We start from the raw sequence: 663 nt of genomic DNA on the forward strand, positions 1-663 counted from the left end.
TTCGCGCAGTGGGTGGTGTTGGGGGTGCCTGCGGGGGTGGGGGTGGAGGCGTTGGAGCGTGGTTGGGGTGCGGTGGTGGCGGCGCATGGGATGTTGCGGGCGCGGGTGGTGGAGGGTGTGGGTGGTGGGGATGTGGGTGGGTTGTCGTTGGTGGTGGGTGAGGGGTTGGTGGGTGGTGGGGTGGTGTCGCGGGTGGATGCGGGTGGGGTGGCGGAGGGGGAGCTGGATGTGGTGGCGGGTGAGGTGGCGCGTGGGGTGGTGGGGGAGCTGGATGTGCGGGCGGGGGTGGTGGCGCGGTTGGTGTGGGTGGATGCGGGGCCTGGTCGGGTGGGGCGGCTTGTGGTGGTGGTGCATCACTTGGTGGTGGATGGGGTGTCGTGGCGGGTGCTGGTGCCGGATCTGGTGGGTGCGGTGGAGGCGGTGGTGGCGGGGCGTGATCCGGTGGTGGAGGGGGAGGGGACGTCGTTCCGTGGGTTTGCCGCTGCGTTGGCGGCTCAGGCGCGGGGTGCTGGGCGGGTGGGGGAGTTGGAGCGGTGGGTGGAGGTGGTGGGGGGTGGGGATGCGTTGAGTGGTCTGCCGGTGCTGGATCCGGTGCGGGATGTGGCTGCTTCGATGCGGCGGCGGGTCTGGCGGCTTCCCGCCGGCGTCGCGGACGATCTTGTT

Annotated in this window: 1 protein-coding gene; it reads left to right on the top strand. The window is 71.8% G+C overall.

Annotation, left to right across the window (positions count from 1 at the left end; all coding sequences use genetic code 11):
- Positions 1-663: condensation domain-containing protein (locus tag JK356_RS21480; protein WP_236671726.1), on the top strand; the 663-nt coding region annotated here is incomplete at both ends.

This window comes from Streptomyces sp. 7-21, assembly GCF_016741785.1.
Classification (GTDB): Bacteria; Actinomycetota; Actinomycetes; order Streptomycetales; family Streptomycetaceae; genus Streptomyces.